The 19,454-nt window shown below is 43.7% G+C and carries 15 protein-coding genes; 6 read left to right on the plus strand and 9 right to left on the minus strand.

What is annotated here, in order from left to right; genetic code table 11:
- The first annotated feature begins 7 nt into the window (after positions 1-7).
- Positions 8-658 (plus strand): ribulose-phosphate 3-epimerase, encoded by a 651-nt coding sequence (rpe, locus tag CO230_RS06305; RefSeq protein WP_122027822.1) that lies wholly within the window; start codon positions 8-10, stop codon positions 656-658.
- Positions 659-730: 72 nt separating this feature from the next.
- Here rpe and CO230_RS06310 read toward each other — a convergent pair whose 3' ends face one another.
- The 6 genes from CO230_RS06310 to cphA form a co-directional block, all read right to left on the minus strand.
- Positions 731-1,150 (minus strand): nucleoside-diphosphate kinase, encoded by a 420-nt coding sequence (locus tag CO230_RS06310; RefSeq protein ID WP_122027823.1) that lies wholly within the window; start codon positions 1,148-1,150, stop codon positions 731-733.
- A 177-nt stretch (positions 1,151-1,327) separates the two neighbouring features.
- On the minus strand, positions 1,328-2,254 hold the full coding sequence (gene rsgA, locus CO230_RS06315; protein WP_122027824.1) for a ribosome small subunit-dependent GTPase A: 927 nt from the start codon (positions 2,252-2,254) through the stop codon (positions 1,328-1,330).
- A 3-nt stretch (positions 2,255-2,257) separates the two neighbouring features.
- Positions 2,258-3,325 carry a chorismate mutase gene (locus CO230_RS06320; protein WP_122027825.1) on the minus strand — a complete coding sequence of 356 codons (1,068 nt, stop codon included), beginning with the start codon at positions 3,323-3,325 and terminating at the stop codon, positions 2,258-2,260.
- A 27-nt stretch (positions 3,326-3,352) separates the two neighbouring features.
- Positions 3,353-3,823 (minus strand): hypothetical protein, encoded by a 471-nt coding sequence (locus tag CO230_RS06325; RefSeq protein ID WP_228438051.1) that lies wholly within the window; start codon positions 3,821-3,823, stop codon positions 3,353-3,355.
- A 119-nt stretch (positions 3,824-3,942) separates the two neighbouring features.
- Complete coding sequence (gene dnaX / locus CO230_RS06330; protein WP_122027826.1) at positions 3,943-5,034, minus strand: DNA polymerase III subunit gamma/tau; 1,092 nt, start codon at positions 5,032-5,034, stop codon at positions 3,943-3,945.
- Between the two features lie 135 nt (positions 5,035-5,169).
- Positions 5,170-7,797, minus strand: coding sequence for a cyanophycin synthetase (gene cphA / locus CO230_RS06335; protein WP_122027827.1), 2,628 nt, complete (start codon positions 7,795-7,797; stop codon positions 5,170-5,172).
- A gap of 184 nt (positions 7,798-7,981) precedes the next feature.
- Between cphA and CO230_RS06340 the strand changes: the two genes are divergently transcribed.
- The 3 genes from CO230_RS06340 (at position 7,982) to CO230_RS12195 (ending at position 9,979) form a co-directional block, all read left to right on the plus strand.
- On the plus strand, positions 7,982-8,869 hold the full coding sequence (locus CO230_RS06340) for a cyanophycinase (RefSeq protein ID WP_122027828.1): 888 nt from the start codon (positions 7,982-7,984) through the stop codon (positions 8,867-8,869).
- 6 nt (positions 8,870-8,875) lie between these two features.
- On the plus strand, positions 8,876-9,718 hold the full coding sequence (locus CO230_RS06345) for an isoaspartyl peptidase/L-asparaginase (protein WP_122027829.1): 843 nt from the start codon (positions 8,876-8,878) through the stop codon (positions 9,716-9,718).
- Positions 9,719-9,814: 96 nt separating this feature from the next.
- Positions 9,815-9,979: a hypothetical protein gene (locus tag CO230_RS12195; protein WP_162989993.1), complete on the plus strand. Its 165-nt coding sequence runs from the start codon at positions 9,815-9,817 to the stop codon at positions 9,977-9,979.
- Between the two features lie 46 nt (positions 9,980-10,025).
- On the opposite strand, the gene CO230_RS06350 is transcribed toward CO230_RS12195, so the two are convergent.
- The gene (locus CO230_RS06350) at positions 10,026-11,048 is read right to left on the minus strand and encodes a 3-oxoacyl-ACP synthase III family protein (protein WP_122027830.1); all 1,023 of its coding nucleotides are present in this window, start codon (positions 11,046-11,048) and stop codon (positions 10,026-10,028) included.
- Between the two features lie 76 nt (positions 11,049-11,124).
- Here CO230_RS06350 and CO230_RS06355 point away from each other — a divergent pair, with 76 nt between their 5' ends.
- A complete protein-coding gene (locus CO230_RS06355; protein ID WP_122027831.1) occupies positions 11,125-12,027 on the plus strand; it encodes a CorA family divalent cation transporter in 903 nt (300 codons plus the stop codon).
- Between the two features lie 26 nt (positions 12,028-12,053).
- On the opposite strand, the gene CO230_RS06360 is transcribed toward CO230_RS06355, so the two are convergent.
- Both CO230_RS06360 and dnaE read right to left on the minus strand, forming a co-directional pair.
- A complete protein-coding gene (locus CO230_RS06360; RefSeq protein ID WP_122027832.1) occupies positions 12,054-12,710 on the minus strand; it encodes a response regulator transcription factor in 657 nt (218 codons plus the stop codon).
- A 135-nt stretch (positions 12,711-12,845) separates the two neighbouring features.
- Positions 12,846-17,489, minus strand: coding sequence for a DNA polymerase III subunit alpha (dnaE, locus tag CO230_RS06365; RefSeq protein WP_122027833.1), 4,644 nt, complete (start codon positions 17,487-17,489; stop codon positions 12,846-12,848).
- A 174-nt stretch (positions 17,490-17,663) separates the two neighbouring features.
- On the opposite strand from dnaE, the gene CO230_RS06370 reads away from it, so the two are divergent.
- A complete protein-coding gene (locus tag CO230_RS06370) occupies positions 17,664-19,226 on the plus strand; it encodes a glycoside hydrolase family 10 protein (RefSeq protein WP_122027834.1) in 1,563 nt (520 codons plus the stop codon).
- Positions 19,227-19,454 lie beyond the last annotated feature (228 nt).

Here is a 19,454-nt window from a genome sequence, read left to right on the forward strand (position 1 = left end):
AGTAAGAATGAAAACTAAACTAATAGCACCTTCCCTATTATCCGCTGATTTCGGAAATCTCGAACGGGATATCCACATGCTCAACCGCTCGCAGGCCGACTGGTTACACATAGATGTGATGGACGGGCGGTTTGTACCAAACATTTCCTTTGGCTTTCCAGTGATGAAAACCGTGAAACAGCATGCTCAAAAATTCATAGACGTACACCTGATGATCGTAGAACCGGAAAAGTATGTGGAAGAATTCATCAATGCCGGCGCAGACCTTGTTTCCATACATTATGAGGCGTGTACCCACTTGCATCGCACCATTAATTTGATTCAGGACAAAGGCGCGAAAGCGGGTGTGGTATTAAATCCATCAACCCCCGTCTTATTACTGGAGGATATTATTTCTGAGGTAGATTTGGTATTATTGATGAGTGTAAACCCAGGATTTGGCGGGCAGAAATTCATTGAGAACACCTACAAAAAAATCGCTGAAACCCGCGACCTTATCCTATCCAACAATTCTACCGCTCTAATTGAAGTGGATGGCGGAGTGAATCTTGAGAATGCCGCAAAACTTTTCGAAGCAGGCGCGGATGTTTTGGTAGCTGGCAACGCCGTATTCTCAACAGAGAATCCCGAAAAAACAATTGAACTTTTAAAGATCTGACCGCTTTTTCAAGCATAAAAAACAGTCTCTTAAAAAAGTGACTGTTTTTTTTGTTTCATTTCCTATGATGGCTTAGAAAATCTCTCTTCCTGAGAAATGGAACTGCGCTTCAATCAGTGCATTTTCATCAGAGTCTGAACCATGTACGGCATTTTCGCCCACGCTTCTTGCAAACATCTTTCTGATGGTACCTTCCGCAGCATCCGCAGGGTTAGTCGCACCGATGAGTGTTCTGAAGTCTTCCACCGCGTTGTCTTTCTCAAGAACCGCTGCCACGATTGGCCCGGAAGACATGAATTCTACCAATTCCCCATAGAAAGGTCTTTCAGCGTGTACTTCGTAGAATTTTTTGGCATCAGCTACTGTAAGCTGTGTTAATTTTAATGCTTTGATTTTAAAACCAGCCTCTGCGATTTTACCCAAAATAGCACCAATATGTCCGTCTGCAACTGCATCGGGCTTAATCATGGTGAATGTAATTTTACCTGACATATCTCTTATTTTAATGTACTGCGAAAGTACGAAAACTTTTATATATTTGCACCGAAAATTCCATTTCACAAGAGGCTAGATTATTTTGGCACAGAAGTTGTAACTTACACTTCGATTCTCATGTTTAATTTGAGTTTTCATGGTTATTAGTTTTTACCCGGCTTAGGCTGGGTTTTTTTATATGGCGGCATTCTCTTCCGCCTCTTCCATCAGTTTAAGATAGGTGATGTATCGCGATTCTTCTATTTGGCCGGTTTCTAAGGCATTCATCACCGCGCACTTGGGTTCGTTGATATGAAGGCAGTTATGGAACTTGCAATCCCTTCCTATCTCGAAAATATCAGGGAAATAATGCTGTATTTCTTCTTTTTCTACATCAATCATGGCAAATTCGCGCACGCCTGGGGTATCAATCACGCTACCGCCAAAATCCCAGAAATGCATTTGTGCGAAAGTAGTGGTATGCTTCCCCTTCAGATGTGTTTCAGAAATTTCAGAGGTTTTTATATTTAAATTGGGTTGTAATGCGTTTACCAACGTAGATTTTCCACTGCCGGAATGCCCGAAAAACACCGAAACTTTATCTTGAATGATGTTCTTTAAATCATCCAAATGAAGTTTGGAGTAAGAGGAGATCCGAAGGGTATCGTAACCGATCTGCTGGTAGATACCTTCAATTTCCTGCACGAGTGCAGTCTCATCACCATCCAAAACATCCATTTTGTTGAAAAGTATGAGTGGCGTAATATTATAAGCTTCGCAACAGGCTAGGAAACGGTCGAGAAAACCCAACGAAGTTTCGGGCATTTTCAGGGTGAATATGAAGCAGGCTACATCAATATTCGATGCGATGATGTGGGCCTCTTTCGAGAGATTTACCGATTTCCGGATGAGATAATTCTTCTTTGGTTCAATTTCGGTAATCCAGGCCACGCCGTCCTGTTCGAGTACAAATTCTACATAATCGCCCACAGCCAGCGGATTGGTAAGCCTGGTCTTAATTAATTTAAACTTACCGCGGATACGGGCCTCATAGAACTGTCCGGTTTCCCGTTCGAGAACCTGATACCAACTGCCGGTAGATTTTGTGACGAGTCCTTTCAAAAGTTATAGTTTATTCTGTACTTCAATAGATTCTTCGTGAATGGCTTTAAAAACCTTTTCGATAAATTCCTGTGACATCCCGGTTTCATCTGCTTTCTGATTGGCGTATTCGGTGATGATTTTCCAGCGGTCCGGCTGAAAGATCGCGATGCTGTTTTCTTTTTTTAGCATCCCGATTTGCTCTGAAATCTTCATACGGTGCGAAAGCAGTTCGATTAACTGAAAATCCAGGTCAGAGATCAAGGTCCTGTGTCTGTCCATTTCATCGTCAAAGGCCGAAATATCAGAGTTTCTGAGTTGCAGTTTGTTGATGAGATCAGCCAAAACCTCTGGGGTAATCTGTTGTGCCGCGTCGCTCCATGCAGCATCAGGATCTGCATGTGTTTCGATGATCATGCCGTCATATCCCACGTTCAACGCTTCCTGCGCAATGGCGGCAAGGCCGGTCCGGTTTCCGCAGATGTGCGACGGATCTACCAACATCGGGATATTTGGGTATTGGTTTCTGAAATCCAGCGCTATTTGCCAGTTCGGGATATTCCTGTATTTGGTTTTACGGTAAGTGGAAAAACCGCGGTGAATGACACCAAGATTCTTAACATCCTGGCTCAACAGCCGCTCCAACGCACCGATCCAAAGGGCAAGATCCGGGTTTACAGGGTTTTTTACCAATACAGGTTTATTGGTACCCTTCAGTGCTTCCGCAATTTCCTGTACTGTGAATGGGTTTACTGTAGAGCGTGCCCCGATCCATAGAATGTCCACATCCGCTGCCAGCGCCGCCACCACATGGTGCGCGTTGGCTACTTCTGTCGCTGTCTGAAATCCAAACTCCTCTTTTACTTTTTTCAGCCAGTTCAGCCCGATAACGCCTACCCCTTCAAAACCGTTGGGTTTGGTACGTGGCTTCCAGATGCCCGCACGGAAAATTGGTACTTCTGCGGAAGTAGCTTTGATCCTGGTGGCCGTCTCCAGCATTTGCGATTCGCTTTCGGCACTGCATGGTCCGGCAATAATAAGAGGTTTTGGGAATTTATTTACCCAACTATTGTCTGTTGTTTTTAAATCCATTCGTGATTGTGGTCGTATACTGTATGGTTAGGAATTGAGGTCAAATTTAAATATTTCGTCCAACTCCTTCAAGACAGGGTTAATTTCAGCAAATTTATCGAAAATCTTTCGCTTCGTGATGATTTCTTTTTTTAAGGTTACATCATTGCGATATTCAATCATGATATTGAAATGATTGACTTTGTGCATGAAATGGTTAAAGAAATCGGCCCGTACTTTTTCAAACTCACTTTTAGCGGAATCTGACGGATAGGTGATTTCTACAGTATCCTCGCCTATTTTCTTTAGTTTAAAAGAGCTTATCGCACTATAGATAATGATGTCTTCACCCTGAAGTTTTAACAGGAACTTCTGCCACTCAGCTTGCAGGTCGGTTTCGGTGAAATGATTGCTTGGGAGTTTCTCTTTCTGGTGGGTTTCCTGCTTTTCTTCCTTAACTTCAGATTTCTGTAAAGTGGCGCTGATGCTGTACTTGGAAACAGGTTTCTGCCGGAGCACCGGTTCAGAAGCTTTCGGGAGTACAGGTGGGCTGGTTTCTGCTTGAACTGAAGATGTAGTGGCGGTCTTTTCCGGGATCTTTTCCGGGACGGGCGCAGGCTGATCCTGTGCCCACGGCGCTATGATCCTAAACTTTTTTTTTTAGGCGTGCCACTTTCTGCGGTAATCGAAGCCAATTGCATAAGCGCGATTTCTACGGTAAGCCGAGGATTTTTGGAGTTTTTGTAATTAATATCTGCATGATTGCAGATTTCAATGGCGTCAATGAGTTGCTGAACACCCCAACTCTTACTTTGCGCTGCGAATTTGGCTTTGGTTACCTCTCCTACTTCTATTAGATTGATGGTTTGCGGATTTTGTGCCATCATCAGGTCCCGGAAATGGTTGCCAAGGCCCGCGATAAAAATATGCGGATCGAAACCTTTTTTCACGATTTCATTAAATGCGGAAAGTATTTGGGGAATATCGTTGGCTGCTGCCAGATCTACAATTTTCAGATATTGGTCGTAATCCAAGATATTCAACACTTCTGCCGCTTTGGCCAGCGTAATGTTTTTCTGTGTGAAAGTGGAAAGCCGGTCGAAGATCGAAAGGGCGTCACGCATCGCACCGTCTGCCTTTTGGGCCACCATATACAACGCATCATCTTCGTAGAGAATGCCTTCCTTCTCTGCTATTTTTTTCAGTTGCAGCTGGATGTCCTCAATCGTGATCCGTTTAAAATCATAAATTTGGCAACGAGAAAGAATGGTTGGGATGATTTTGTGTTTTTCAGTCGTCGCCAAGATAAATATGGCGTGTGCTGGTGGTTCTTCGAGCGTCTTCAGAAAGGCGTTAAAGGCTGCCGAGGACAACATGTGCACCTCATCAATAATATATATTTTGTATTTACCAACCTGTGGCGCAAACCTCACCTGATCCGTCAGTTCGCGGATGTCCTCCACGGAGTTGTTACTGGCGGCATCAAGTTCAAAAATATTATAGGAAAATCCATCTTCGGAAGTGGACCCGTCGCGTTCATTGATTTTTCTGGCTAAAATACGTGCGCACGTCGTTTTTCCTACACCGCGGGGACCACAGAATAAGAGTGCCTGTGCCAACTGGTTTTCACCTATGGCATGCTCTAACGTATCGGTAATATGGGCTTGCCCTACAACAGTATCAAACTCCTGCGGGCGGTATTTTCTTGCAGAAACCACAAAATTTTCCATCGGTCAAAAATATGGAAATAATTGTGAAGATAAAACTATTAATTCACCCTTCTTATGCTTTATGAAGAATTTAAATATTTAAACAAAAAATTCCTTCAGATCGAAGGAATTAGTGATAATTTAGTAAATAATGCTTTAATAAGAAGCATCTTCCTGAAGTTCTTTGTTCTGATATTCCTGCACCAAATCTATCGCATTAGATATCACATCACTCAGGGCGGTGATGAAGGTGTTTTCTTCGGCCAGGCTCATGGCATGTTTCAGTGCCTCGGTTTCTTTTGGGATGATTTCGTAACTTATATTACGCCCCGCGCTTTGTATCCCGCTGATGACAAGGCTGTTTATCTCTTCTTCACTCCGGCCACGCAGGTGTTTCTCATTACGGATGATGATGTGATCGAACATTCTTCCGGCAATTTTTCCGCATTCGCGGATATCTTCGTCACGGCGGTCGCCCACACCCGAAATAATACCAATTTTCTTTGGTGAAGACACGTTTTTAAGGTAATCCTCAATGGCTTCATAACTCGCAGGATTGTGGGCAAAATCAATCATTACCTGGAATTTCTTGAATTTAAACACATTCAGTCTGCCAGGCGTGAGGGCTGCACTGGGGATAAAAGTGCGCAGTGAGTTGGCAATGTCTTCAATCGCAAAACCATGCAGATAAGTGGCGAGGGTAGCGGCGAGTACGTTGGCAATCATGAATTTTGCCTTCCCTTCCATCGTAAGGGGAAGGTTCTGCGCTTTCACTACACGGATCTTCCAGTCGCCTTTTTTAATGGTGATGAAGCCTTCCTCCAGCACACAGGCAATCTTACCTTCCTTGGCGTATTTCTGTAGATGCGGATTGTTCTCATCAAGGCTGAAAAGCGCTACTTTAGCATCAAGGTCGGGCATCAATCGCATAGAATATTCATCATCGGCATTCAGTACACACCACCCTTTTTTCTTTACGGCATCCAACACTACTCTTTTCACCCGGGTAAGATCCTTCAGGTTATGAATGTCGTTCATGCCCAGATGGTCTTCTTTAATATTGGTAAGAACCCCAATATCGCAAGAACTGAAACCTAAACCTGAACGAAGGATCCCGCCCCGAGCCGTTTCAAGCACCGCAAATTCAACGGTTGGATCTTTTAAGATAAATTCAGCAGAAACCGGGCCGGTGGTATCGCCTTTGGTAAGCATGGTATTCTGGATATAAATGCCATCGGAAGTGGTGAAACCAACCCGGTAGCCGTTGTTCTTCACAATATGGGCAATGATCCTTGTGGTAGTGGTTTTACCGTTGGTGCCAGTAACTGCAATGATGGGGATGCGGAATGGTTTGCCTGGCGGATACAGCATATCTACCACCGGCGCTGCTACATTGCGAGGCAGACCTTCGGTGGGCGCAAGATGCATGCGGAATCCCGGTGCTGCATTAACTTCCAGTATGGCACCGCCACTTTCCTTTACGGGCTGCGTAAGGTTTTCGGCCATAATATCAATACCACAAACATCCAATCCTACAATTTTAGAGATTCTTTCGCACATGGTGATGTTTTCTGGATGCACCATATCTGTCACATCAATGGCAGTGCCTCCCGTGGACAGGTTCGCGGTGGATTTCAGGTAAACGATCTCACCTTTTTGCGGTATGGTCTCAAGGGTGTAATTTAGTCTCTCTAACAGTTCGTTGGTATCTTTATCGACCAAGATTTCAGTGAGTACATTCTCGTGGCCATATCCTCTGCGTGGGTTCTCATTTTCGGCATCAATAAGTTGCTGGATATTCTTTTCACCATCTCCAACAATATGTGCGGGGACGCGTCGTGCGGCTGCCACCATTTTATGATTAATCACCAATACACGGAAATCGTATCCGGAAATATAGCGTTCCACAATTACTTTGCGGCCATAATTCTGTGCATGTTGTAAGCCTATTTTAGCACTTTCCATATCCGTTACATTGATGGAGCTGCCTTTTCCGTGGTTACCGTCGAGCGGTTTTAGAACGATCGGATATCCTATCTTAGCAATCACCTCTGCCAGTTGCTCTTCATCAGTCACCAAATCACCGATGGGCACAGGGATGGCTGCCTGATGCAGCATTTTCTTGGTAAGTTCTTTATTACAAGCGATTTCTACGGCAATAGAACTGGTTTTGCCTGTAATGGTAGCTTGAAAACGCTGTTGGTTCACGCCGTAACCCAATTGTACAAGAGAATTATTGCCCAGCCTGATCCAAGGGATTTTTCGTGCTACAGCTTCCTCTACGATACTGCCGGTGGAAGGGCCCAGGCGTTCACCTTCGCGAATTTCCTTTAGGCGTTGTATACAGGCGTCAATATCGTATTCTTCTCCATTGATAAGGCGTGTAACCAATTCTACCGACTGTTCTGCAGCATATACACCGCAGTTTTCTTCAAGATAACTAAAGACCACGTTGTACACCCCCGGGGTTTTGGTTTCACGGGTACGTCCGAAACCTGTATCCATGCCTGCAAGCGTCTGTATTTCGAGGGCAATGTGCTCAATGACGTGGCCCATCCAGGTACCCATTTCCACCCGCTGGAAGAAACCGCCTTCTACCCCTTCTGAACATCGATGGGTGATGAGCGAGGGAATCAGCGCTTCCAGCCGCTCGCGGAAACCTTCTACCTTATTGGTCGGGCGGTATTCCATATCCTCAAGATCAAGTCTCATCTGTATGAGTTTCTTGCGGCGAATGCTCCAAATGTTTGGACCACGCAAAATCTGTATTTTTTCAATTTTCATATAAAATGTATTCTTGTAATTGGATTTCGTAATGCAGAATGAAAACCAAAGATAAAAGAAATGCAGAATAATTTGAAATATTTTTTAAAACGCAGCATCCATGGGGATTTTATCTTATTATAATTGAGCGTATTCAATGTTTTCGGGTAGATGAACTTTTTTATTTTTTCTAAATTTGCACCCTATGAAAGCAGTTGGAAAATTAATGATCATCGGTGGGGCTGTTAATAAAGGTAGTTTTACAGAAACCGAGTACGATCAGAATGTAGAGAAAAACCTTAATTTCTTTGAGCGCGGCATCCTGCGAAAGATAATAGATGAATCGCGTCTGAAAGAAGATTCGGTGATTGAAGTCATTACCACAGCATCACAAATCCCACAAATCGTAGGGCCAGAATATAAAAAAGCGTTTGAATTTCTGGGCGCAAAAACCGTCAATATTCTTGATATAAAAAACCGCGAGCAGGCCAACAGCGACGCTATCGTTGCACGCGCCAATGCAGCCGATGTAGTGATGTTTACAGGTGGTGACCAATTAAGACTGACATCAATCTTGGGTGGGACCCGCTTCCACGAGGCTATCTTATTAAAATATCAGGAGCAGAATTTCATCTACGCAGGTACCTCTGCCGGTGCAGCCGCAGCTTCAGAGAATATGATTTATCAAGGCTCCAGCAGCGAAGCCTTGCTTAAAGGCGAAATAAAAACCACCCAAGGACTTGGCTTTATCGAAAACGTTATCGTAGACACACATTTCGTACAGCGCGGAAGAATTGGCCGACTTTTTCAGGCAGTAGTAAACAATCCGCGCACACTTGGCATTGGTCTTGGTGAGGATACAGGTCTGTACATACACGGCGAAAGGATGACCGCAATTGGCTCGGGACTCGTCATCTTAGTTGATGGCCGGTTTATTAAAGATACCAATTTAACAAAAGTAGAACTCGGACAGCCGATTTCTATCGATAATCTTACCGTTCATGTGATGTCGCAGAATGATTATTTTGATCTGAAGACAAAAGATCTTACGATTGTAAATTCGCAATATAGTCCTTTACCAACCAATGTTTAAAATATCATGAAACTTATTATCCACGGAGGATTCTTCTCTGAAAGCGACCAAAGCCAGGAAACTAAAACCGCAAAACAGCAGGCTCTGAAAGACATTGCAGCTAGTTCCTACGAATATTTAAAGAACCATTCCGCTGAAGAAACCGCCGTATTTGCGGTAAGCCAGTTGGAAGATAATGAACTTTTTAACGCCGGCACCGGCTCGCAAATACAGAGCGACGGGAAAATCCGGATGAGCGCAGCACTGATGAATGGTGTTAACAGCCGTTTTTCAGGGGTCATCAATGTACAGAACATCAAGAATCCCATACAGGTAGCGCAAGTTTTGATGAAAGAAGACGACCGCGTACTTGGTGACGATGGCGCAAAAAAATACGCCTCAGAAAATGGCTTTGCAGATTATTCTCCGGAAACACCCCAACGCCGCCAAGAATATGAAGAAAAAAAGAAAAACGGTGGCAAAGGTACCGTAGGCTGCGTGGTAATTGATGCCCAAGGGCGCTTAGCCGCTGCCACATCTACCGGTGGAAAAGGATTTGAGAGGGTCGGCAGAATCTCGGATTCAGCGACTGTGGCCGGCAACTTCGCCAATGAATTTTGCGCTGTAAGCTGTACAGGAGTTGGCGAAGACATTGTAAGCAATGGCACCGCGACCAAAATCGTAACCCGTGTTACAGATGGTAAGTCGCTGGAAGAAGCATTTACCAAAACCTTTGAAGAATTAAAGGCTATAGATGGTTTCTCTGGCGCTATCGCTATTGATAACCAAGGTAACATCTATCATCAGGATTCTCACCCAACTATGGTTTTCGCCAGTTTTGACGGTACATCATTTGAGGTTTTTGAGTAGATTTTTCTTCTTTTGATTATTAATTTGAGGAAAACCAGGCTTAAAAAATTCTGCTCGCACAATTATTGTAAGAACTTTCGTATAAAAAATTAAATTATGAAAAAGTTAATGTTTATAGCCGTTTTTGGGGCTTTGCTTACAAGTTGCGTACAGAAAGAAGAAAAGCGCGATGAATATAAAGAAACACACAGTGCTGATGAGAAACGCAATACGGGTGTAGATTCTGCCGCGCTGGAGCCTACACAACCCGTTGTACAGTAAAAAATGCGTCAGGTCTTGACGCATTTTTGTATTCTTTAATTTAAATTTAATATTCAAATAAAACAGAACCCCAAGTAAATCCGCTACCGAACGCAGAAAGAAGCACCAGATCGCCACGTTTTATCTTACCCTGTTGTATAGCTTCACTAAGCGCAATCGGGATCGAAGCGGCCGTTGTATTACCATATTTCTGGATATTGTTGAATATCTTTTCTTCCGGCAGCCCCATTTTTTGTTGTACAAACTGTGCGATCCGCAGATTGGCCTGATGCGGAATAAACATATCAAGATCCTCCATGGTTTTGCCAGCCTTATTAAGGGCTTCCGTCATCGTTTCGGGAAATCTGGTCACCGCATGTTTAAACACAAAGTTGCCGTTCATAATCGGATATACTTCAGCGTCGGTTACATTTTCAGGCTCAGCGCGCATACGGTCGCTCCAACCGAATTTTGAGCCTGGGAATTTCGTGCATAGCTCATCCGCATATTTACCTTCGGAATGCATGTTTACCGAAAGAATATCGCCAGAGGTTGCCTCATCAGCCGCAGAAAGTACGACAGCCCCGGCCCCGTCACCAAAAATTACGGATACGCCACGTCCCTGATCAGAAAAATCGAGCCCGAAAGAGTGTATCTCAGCCCCAACTACCAGAATATTTTTGTAGGTGTTTGATTTAATGAAAGCGTTGGCCACACTCATCGCGTACACAAAACCTGAACATTGGTTTCTAACATCCAGCGCGCCGATGGTATCGCAGCCAAGCATCTCCTGCAATAAAACGCCGCACCCTGGGAAATAATAATCCGGTGAAAGTGTTGCAAAAATAATATAATCAATGTTTTTGGCATTTAACTGAGCCATTTCTAAAGCTTTTTGTGAAGCCTTAAACCCTAAATACGCGGTAGTTTCCTCAGAGTCGTTTCTATTCTTACGGTGGCGGCGTTCTTTGATGCCTGTCCGTTCCGTAATCCACTCGACATTAGTGGTCATAAGTTTCGACAGGTCGTCGTTGGTTACTACATTTTCAGGAACATAATGCCCAATTCCTTTTATGATACTTTTCGTCATGGAGAATTTTAAAATTTGACAAAGATACTGTTATTTAGCTAAATCATCACATGACAAAATATCATTAGATTTGCTTATGCCAATTGAAATACTTTACCAAAACCCTCAGTGTGAGTGGATTGATGTAGAAGCGCCCACTGCAAAAGACCTGGCGTATATACATGAGAAATATCACATCAATACCTTGTTGCTGGAAGATACAACGGACCCGAACCACTTACCCAAATTTGAGCAGGACGGTGACCTGAAGTTTTTCCTGATGCGCGAAAACACAGAACTTGAACGCCGGAACCTGAATAACTTAAGCGATGTATCCACCAAACTGGGTGTCTTTCTTTTTAGGAACAAACTCATCACCATCCATCGGATGAAAAACCGGAGTATCAGGGAATTAAAAGAGGAAATCGTGCTTCCCCGGAACGAAAACATCATTCCCGATAAAATAGCGCTGATCCTCGCCCTAAAAGTGATGAGATCCTTTGATGACGAATCCACCCATCTGCTCGAAAAAATGGATTTGATAGAAAATGAGATCTTCCTTAAAAGAAATAACAATGCAAACCAAATCCGCCGGCTTTATCAACTGAAAAGAAAAGCAGGCCTGAATGCAAGAATACTTAGCGCATCCAGCGACTGGATCAAAAACTTCAGATCACTTAACATCCATGATGCAGAAATGAAGGATTTGCAGGACAAGCATGATGATGTGACTACAGATTTCGAACATCTGACCGCGCAGGCGACCAACCTGATCTCGATGTTTCTGGCCATGAGCGACCAACGTGCCAATCAGGTAATGAAAGTACTGGCCATTTACTCCATGTACTTTTTACCACTTACCTTCATCGCAGGCATCTATGGTATGAATTTCGACAACATGCCTGAACTCCATCAACCGTTTGGTTATTTTATCACGTTGGGAGTGATGGCATTTATCGCTTTGCTCACATTCCTTTATGTGAGGCGGAAGAAATGGTAAAAGCGGCCCGAAGGCCGCCCAGATACTTAATTTACCAGGTTGTTGCTCATCGCGTACTTCACGAGCATTGAGGTATTGCGTACCTCCAGTTTTTGCATGATGTTCCGGCGGTGAGATTCTACCGTATGCGTACTGATGAAAAGTTCGTCGGCGATTTCTTTGGTGCGCAAGCCTTCACAAATGTGCTGCAACACTTCTTTTTCGCGGGAAGTAAGCGCCTCGAGGCGTGAAAGTTTCTTCTCTTCCATGTGTTCGGTATTGCAGATGAAGTTGTAGAGCGCATTTTTTGTATCATCGGTAAGATAAACTTTACCGGCGATAACTTCCTCTAATGCATGGATGAACTCTTGGCGATCGGTTGTTTTGGTGAGGAAGCTTTTGATGCCTTTTTCGAAGAACTTTTTAATCATCTTGACTTCAGGGTCGGCTGAAATGATGATAATCCTTAGTTGGGGATTGATGGCGAGCAGTTTTTCCGGCAGTTCGAGAGCTTCGGTGGTGGGCATGCCACAAATGTTGATGATGGCTACCGAAGTTTTTTTGGAGATTAGGTTTTCGAATTCGTTGGCGTCGCCCGTACCGTGGCATGCGAAGTTTTTATGGTAACCATTTTTTTCTAAAAAGCATTGGAATGCTTCCACAGAAAGAAAATGATTATCATAGAAGATAATTTCTTTTTTCATCGTTTGTGGTGTGTTGTGTTTAGTGGCTAATTTAATTAAATTTTATAATAAAACAACTATAAACGGTGAAAAAATTCATTTATTTCTAAAACAACTTCAAATATTCAACTAATTGAAAGTTATGTGGCGAATAATTTAATTCAGGTACACCTCGAATTTCTGCGTCTCATTGATAATCTGTAGCAGGTTTCCGCTAATATTAATATGCGATTTCAGCGACATCATTTCGAGCATAGAACCGTCGGCAGGATTTTTAATCAGGAAATTAAGTTTCTGCTCCCCGGTATGCTCACTGAAATATTCTTTAAAGAAAGCAATGTCATCTTTCCTTAAATCGTTTACATCTACAATTACAGTCATTTTTTTGGCGAACTTTTCGAAGGCATCTTTCAGATCGATAACTTCTGCCACGTTCACGAAAACGCGCCCGTCTTTTGCCTGTGAAAATTTAATTTTAAAGATTACAAAACGCTGGATTTCTATCTTATCCCGAAGGCGCATATAATCCCGGTCGCCCAAGCGGAAACTGTAGCTGCCGCTGTAGTCTTCCAGCGTGATGAAAGCGACTTTTTCGCCACTGTTCTTGCCGTCGCGCACGCTATATTCCGTCACAAGGCCGGCCACCATGTATTCCGGGGTGTTATTTTTCATGGCCTGTTTCTCTTTCCAACTAAGGTTGTCATTGGTGAAGAGATCTGGCTGTTTGGCGGCAAAAACAGTGTCTTTAAAGGCTTCCACTTCATCCAGATTCAAAAAGTTGAAACTGCCTTTCGGTTCTGCTTTACTGGTGGGTTCCTCGAGCAGCGTTTCTTCCTCAACGTCAAGGTTTTCAGTTAAATCTACCAAATCTTCGTCGGTATCGGCAACTTCCACGGGCAACACTACTTTCTCCAGCGTGGTTTCCTCTTCCTTTTTACCTTCCAGCACTTCTTTTTTGCTTAAAGCGCCATTAAGAAACTGAAACTGGTACCGGTACTCATCCAACGGGTGCGCCGAGAGATAGAAACCGATGATTTCCTTTTCTTTATTGAGTTTATGCATGGTTTGCCATTCGGGAGCCGGATTGATCTTTGGGGGTTCTATCTTTACTTCCTCCGCAAAATCTGCGAACAGGGAGTTTTCAATCTCGTTTTTACTTTCCTGAAAGCTTTGGCCATAACGTAACAGCCTTTCTATATTGGTTCGGCCAGAGATATCGGCATCGAAATACTGCGCACGGTGATATTTATCTACCTCATCAAACGCGCCGGCGATCACCAAACTTTCAGCCACCCTTTTGTTGATTTGGGAAGACGGGATTTTCTCGAAAAAATCATAAATATTCTGGAAACGTTCGGTTTTTCTGGCATTAACGATGGCCTCACTTGGGCCTTCCCCGATACCTTTTATCGCACCCAATCCAAAACGGATCTGCCCTCTGTCGTTAACGGAAAACTCATACTGAGATTCGTTTACAGCTGGTCCCAGCACGTCAACACCCATACTTTTGCAATCTTCCATGAACATGGTGATCTGTTTGGTATTATTGAGGTTGTTGGTCATTACGCTGGCCATATATTCCGCGGGATAATTGGCTTTTAAATAGGCCGTTTGGTAGGCGATCAACGCATAGCATGTAGAGTGGGACTTGTTGAACGCATATTCTGCAAACGCCTCCCAGTCCTTCCAGATTTTGTTCAGTTTAGCGACATCCAGATTGTTTTTTTCGCCACCTGCTATGAATTTCGGGTACATTTTATCGAGTGTGCCCCGGTCTTTCTTACCCATAGCCTTTCGCAGGGTGTCGGCTTCACCTTTCGTAAAGTTGGCCAGCTTTTGCGAGAGCAACATTACCTGCTCCTGATATACGGTGATCCCGTAAGTTTCTTCCAAATACTCTTTGGTTTCCTCTAGGTCATACACAATTTCCTCTAGGCCGTGTTTACGGTTGATGAAGTTGGGGATGTATTTTATTGGCCCAGGCCGGTAAAGTGCGTTCATGGCGATGAGATCCGCAAACTTCGTAGGCTTCAATTCGCGCATATATTTCTGCATCCCAGGACTTTCATACTGGAAGATACCGATGGTTCTACCCTCTTGAAACAGCTGATAAGTTTTAATGTCATCTAATGGAATAGTATCTGGATTGATATCGATGCCATGTCGCTGCCTGATGAGCTTAATAGCGTGTTTGATGATGGTTAAAGTCCGCAGGCCAAGGAAATCCATCTTTAGTAGCCCGGCACTTTCCGCCACAGAGTTATCGAACTGCGAAACCAGGATGTCGGGATCTTTGGCCGCGATACTGATGGGGACAAGGTTCGAAATATCTTCTGGCGTTATAATCACGCCACAGGCATGTATCCCGGTATTACGGATGCAGCCTTCCATCCGTTGTGCGGCTGAAAGCACTGCATAGCGACTGTCATCGGGATGTGCCAGGATGTCTTTCATTTCCTGGGCGAGCATTTTATCCTCGGGACTGAGTTTATCAAATTTTGAGAACGCTTTTGCGATATTCATGCCCGGTGAGGAAGGTATGAGTTTGGCAATATTGTTGGTTTCTGGAATAGAAACATCCAACACCCTTCCGGCATCTTTAATGGCTGATTTTCCGCCTAGTACCGAATAAGTGATGATTTGTGCCACATTGGTTTTGCCATATTTCTCAACCACCCATTTAATGATTTTATCGCGACCTTCATCATCAAAGTCGATATCAATATCCGGCATGGAGATCCGTTCAGGATTCAGAAAACGCTCAAAAAGCAGATCATATTTTATGGGATCTACATTGGTAATACCGATACAGTATGCGACTGCGGATCCTGCGGCAGAACCACGGCCCGGCCCTACCCAGACACCCATATTACGGGCTTCATTACAGAAATCCTGAACAATGAGGAAATACCCCGGATAACCCGTATTTGCAATTACTTCCAGTTCGAAATCGAGTCTTTCCCTTATTTCATCGGTAATTACATCATATCTTTTGGCGGCGCCTTCATAAGTAAGATGTCTTAGATACGCGTTTTCACCACGTTTTCCACCATCTAATTTATCTTCTTCACTCAGGAATTCTGTGGGTATATCGAATTCGGGGAGCAAGACATCGCGTTTTAAGGTGTACGCCTCGAATTTCGCCAACAGTTCGGTGTAGGCCTCAAACGCATCTGGGAACTGATTAAAGGTCTGCTTCAACTCTTCCGCGCTTTTAATATAAAATTCGTTGGTCGGTAGCCCCCGTCTTTTCCCAAAACCTTTTCCTACCGGGGAAGATAGTTTCTCGCCGTCTTTGATACAGTATAGAATATCCTGAATATTAGCATCGGCTTTTTCGGTATAGAATGTTTCGTTTTGCGCGATGATCTTCACTTCGTATTGGTCGGCGAAAGACAGCAACACTTCATTCAGGTGGTCTTCCTCATCTATGCCATGGTTTTGAAGCTGTACATAAAAATCTTCTTTAAATGTATCTTTCCACCAACGGAAAACCTCTTCCCCTTTTTGCTCACCAAGTTCGAGCACTGTGCTTGGTACATCACCCGAAATGCCCGCTGTGAAAGCAATAAGATCTTCTTTATACTGTGCCACCATTTTCTTGGAGATCCGCGGGACACCAAAATAAAAACCGTTCACAAAACCAAGGCTCGAGAGTTTGGCCAAATTTTTATATCCATTGAAATTTTTTGCAAGCAACACAACGTTGGTTCGGCGGTCCGGATTATCTTTGGTGAATTGCTTCTGTTCTGGCCTGTCGGAAAGGTAAAATTCGCACCCGATAACTGGGATTAAGGGATTTTTACGCGGTTCAGGCTCGTGAAAGGGTTCGCCGGACATTTCTGCCTCTTCTTTTTTTTGCAGATAAGCCTGGTGGTTTGCTTTGATGGTGTTGTTTGCCTTTTCTACTTCTGCCACGAACTTGAAAGCACCCATCATGTTACCCAGATCTACCAAACCTACGGCTGCGTAATTATCCTTCAAGGCTTTATCAACAAGCTCTTTTATATGGGTAGATGATTGAAGCGATGAATAAATGCTGTGATTATGAAAGTTAAAATAATCACCGAGTTCGATCTCATCCTGATCGCCAAAATCTACTTTTTTCTTCTTTTTAGAATCAGCGACCTGACGTCTGATCTTAATGTTGAATGGTTGTACAGGATGTGGATGCGAAGATATAAACGCACGAAGTTCGGTATCCGTAATCTTCAGCTGAGAGGCGGGGATCAGATCAATCCGCATCATCTCGAAAAATACCTGCGCCGTAGCGTTTACGTCTGCCGCGGCATTATGCGCCTCATCGAATTTTTCATCATAAAGTTTGGCGTATAATTCTTCAAGCTTCGGAGATTTGTACTTTCCGTTTTTGCCGCCGCCCAGCTTACAGAAATCTCGGCCAATTTCCATCGTGTCAACCGCAGGTAAATCCTTTAGGACATCCGTTTGGTTTTTCCGGATAAATTCGGCACCTACAATCTTATAATCGAAATCAATATTATGACCGGCGACCACTTCTGTACGGCTAAGTACCTCTTGAAATTCCTCTAAAACTTCCGCAAGGTCGCGACCTTCCGCATGGGCCATCCTGGTAGAAATCCCATGGATCCTTGTAGCATTGTAGGGAATATCATAGCCTTCCGGTTTTATGATATAATCCTGATTTTCAATTAAGTTACCGTCCTTATCATGCAGTTGCCAAGCAATCTGTACCATTCTTGGCCAATTGTCGGAATCTGTAAGGGGCGCATTGAAATTTTTAGGTAACCCAGTAGTTTCTGTATCGAAAATTAAATACATGGATGTTGAAGAATTTCGGTAAAAATAGCTGAAAATTTCTTTAGAAAAAAATGGGAAGTTGTGGATGAAATGTTTTAATAAATGATTTCACAAGGGTGATAAAATAATCTTTAACAAGGGAAAACAATTCCACGATCGTAATGGTTTTTTAGCTTTTTATAATATTTTTGTGACATGAAGTATCCAAGTTATTCTTTATTGATGGCGGCTATGTTGCTGGTAAGCGCCTGTAAATCAAAACCTGTTGTTACGAAACCTACGACTGAGAAGCCTGCTAAAAGTGTTACCATACCGGTGAAACCTTCGCCAGAAGCCGCGTTACAGAATCTTAAGCTTCCAGAAATAAAAAGAGAATTTCGTGGTGCATGGGTGGCCACCGTGGCGAATATCAACTGGCCATCGCGTAACAACCTTACCACCTCGCAGCAAAAGGAGGAAACTATTAAGCTGCTGGATTTCCTGGCGGATCTTAATTTCAACGCTGTTGTATTTCAGGTGAGACCTGCTGCTGATGCACTTTATAAGAGTATGTATGAGCCTTGGTCGCCATTTCTGACGGGAGAAACCGGAAAAGCACCGCAACCCTTTTATGATCCGCTTGAGTTCTGGATTACCGAAGCCCACCGCCGTGGCATGGAGCTGCATGTTTGGCTAAATCCTTACCGCGCCCACCACACAACCAGTGGAAAGATCACCAACGAGTCGATGGCGCGTAAAATGCCCGAAGAAATCGTAAGACTCCGTAACGGCACATATTGGTTTGATCCCTCGAATGAAAAAACGCAGGATCATGTTTCAAAGGTTGTAAAGGATTTGGTGACACGCTATAATATTGATGGTCTGCACTTTGATGATTATTTTTATCCGTACCGCGAATACAACGGGGGTAAAGATTTCCCGGATGAACGTTCCTGGGCAGCCTATCGAAACACCGGTGGAACACTCAGCAGAGCAGACTGGCGGCGTGCTAACGTTAATAAATTCATCAAAAGAATCTATGATGAGATAAAATTTGAAAAGAAAGAAGTGAAATTCGGGATCAGCCCTTTCGGTATCTGGAAAACCGGTTATCCGGCAGATGTGAAAGGCTCTTCACAGTACGATGAGTTATATGCCGACGCCAAACTTTGGCTGAATGAAGGCTGGGTGGATTATTTCTCGCCGCAACTTTATTGGCGGGAGAATGGCCCACAACGCTTCAGTTCCCTACTGAAATGGTGGCAGGCAGAAAATACACAGCATAGGCATCTTTGGCCCGGCTTGAATACTGTTGGCTTGAAAGAAGTGCCAGACCGGCCCGCTGAAATCATCGGACAAATAAATACCACCAGGAATATCGTAACGGCCAGCAGCGGCGAAATTCATTACAGTGTAGCAGGTCTTACCGGCAATCCACAAATGGCGGCAGCGCTTAAAAATGGACCTTACCAGGAAAAGGCACTCGTGCCTAAGTCACCATGGCTAAGTACCGAAACTCCAGAAAAACCACATCTTGATTATACAGCCAGCGGGAATATTGTTACAGCACATTGGGGTGTAAAAGACTCTGAAAAGGTATCAACCTATATTCTCTATACAAAATACGGTGATAAATGGGAGACGATGATACTGCCCAAACTACAGAATGCCCTCTCATTGCCGAGAAACAAAGCAGGGGAAAAACTTCATACTATAGTCGTCAAAGCCGTAGACCGTGCCGGTAACGAATCGCCATACAATGCCAGACTGATCTTATAACAAGATCTTCCTAACGATTCTTTCGTTTGCATTCATTTTTTAACTGAATGAAAATGAACAATGAAGGATCAGGAACTCTGGGAGCAGTAATTTAAGAATTTCAGTTTCGTGTACCATTCCACAAATTTAGTACTTCACCGTAATTCCTCCCTAACTTTTGAACTTGATCCGTTCTTGTTTCAGGAACGGATCTTTAATTTTCAACCACAAAAAAAGAGAACCACTTTT

The organism is Chryseobacterium sp. 6424 (genome assembly GCF_003692615.1).
In the GTDB taxonomy this organism is placed as follows: Bacteria; Bacteroidota; Bacteroidia; order Flavobacteriales; family Weeksellaceae; genus Kaistella.

What these genes read in the sequence shown, in the direction of transcription:
- rpe (WP_122027822.1), top strand. Translation starts at nt 8, where the DNA reads ATGAAAACTAAACTAATAGCACCTTCCCTATTATCCGCTGATTTCGGA.
- CO230_RS06310 (WP_122027823.1), bottom strand. Translation starts at nt 1,150, where the DNA reads ATGTCAGGTAAAATTACATTCACCATGATTAAGCCCGATGCAGTTGCA.
- CO230_RS06320 (WP_122027825.1), bottom strand. Translation starts at nt 3,325, where the DNA reads ATGGATTTAAAAACAACAGACAATAGTTGGGTAAATAAATTCCCAAAA.
- dnaX (WP_122027826.1), bottom strand. Translation starts at nt 5,034, where the DNA reads ATGGAAAATTTTGTGGTTTCTGCAAGAAAATACCGCCCGCAGGAGTTT.
- cphA (WP_122027827.1), bottom strand. Translation starts at nt 7,797, where the DNA reads ATGAAAATTGAAAAAATACAGATTTTGCGTGGTCCAAACATTTGGAGC.
- CO230_RS06340 (WP_122027828.1), top strand. Translation starts at nt 7,982, where the DNA reads ATGAAAGCAGTTGGAAAATTAATGATCATCGGTGGGGCTGTTAATAAA.
- CO230_RS06345 (WP_122027829.1), top strand. Translation starts at nt 8,876, where the DNA reads ATGAAACTTATTATCCACGGAGGATTCTTCTCTGAAAGCGACCAAAGC.
- CO230_RS12195 (WP_162989993.1), top strand. Translation starts at nt 9,815, where the DNA reads ATGAAAAAGTTAATGTTTATAGCCGTTTTTGGGGCTTTGCTTACAAGT.
- CO230_RS06350 (WP_122027830.1), bottom strand. Translation starts at nt 11,048, where the DNA reads ATGACGAAAAGTATCATAAAAGGAATTGGGCATTATGTTCCTGAAAAT.
- CO230_RS06355 (WP_122027831.1), top strand. Translation starts at nt 11,125, where the DNA reads ATGCCAATTGAAATACTTTACCAAAACCCTCAGTGTGAGTGGATTGAT.
- CO230_RS06360 (WP_122027832.1), bottom strand. Translation starts at nt 12,710, where the DNA reads ATGAAAAAAGAAATTATCTTCTATGATAATCATTTTCTTTCTGTGGAA.
- dnaE (WP_122027833.1), bottom strand. Translation starts at nt 17,489, where the DNA reads ATGTATTTAATTTTCGATACAGAAACTACTGGGTTACCTAAAAATTTC.
- CO230_RS06370 (WP_122027834.1), top strand. Translation starts at nt 17,664, where the DNA reads ATGAAGTATCCAAGTTATTCTTTATTGATGGCGGCTATGTTGCTGGTA.